Source organism: Agromyces binzhouensis, from assembly GCF_004135055.1.
Lineage (GTDB): Bacteria > Actinomycetota > Actinomycetes > Actinomycetales > Microbacteriaceae > Agromyces > Agromyces binzhouensis.
The window spans coordinates 1-580 of the sequence record NZ_SDPL01000809.1; the positions used below are offsets into that span (position 1 = coordinate 1).

Sequence of the window (580 nt, forward strand, 5' to 3'; positions counted from 1 at the left end):
CGACCGGTTGCGCGGCGACGCCGCGGCGACGCTCACCCGCCTCGACGAGCTCGGCGTGCGCCACACGATGATGCTCACCGGCGACGCGCAGGCGACCGCCGACCACATCGCCGCCGAGCTCGGCATCGAGCACGTGCGCGCCGAGTGCCTGCCGGCCGACAAGGTCGCCGAGGTCGCCGGCATCGCCGAGCGCCCGGTGATCATGGTCGGCGACGGCGTGAACGACGCGCCGGTGCTCGCCGCCGCCGACGTCGGCATCGCGATGGGCGCGCGCGGCGCGACGGCGGCGAGCGAGTCCGCGAGCGCCGTGATCCTGGTCGACGACATCTCGCGCACCGCGAAGGCCGTCGAGATCGGGCGCGACACGGTCCGGATCGCGCTCCAGAGCATCTGGATCGGCATCGCGGTGAGCATCGCGCTCATGCTCGTCGCGACGTTCGGGTTCATCCCCGCGACGGTCGGTGCGCTCCTCCAGGAGGTCGTCGACCTCATCACGATCCTCGCCGCACTCCGCGCGATCGGGGGCCGGCGGGATGCGCGCGCCGCCGCGGGCGAGCGCTCGGCGCGCGCCGAGACGGGC

1 protein-coding gene is annotated in these 580 nt (G+C 75.0%); it reads left to right on the plus strand.

The genetic code is table 11. The features are described from left to right. Positions 1 to 580 (plus strand): HAD-IC family P-type ATPase (locus ESO86_RS18355; protein ID WP_129236079.1); only part of this gene is annotated, 580 nt, incomplete at both ends.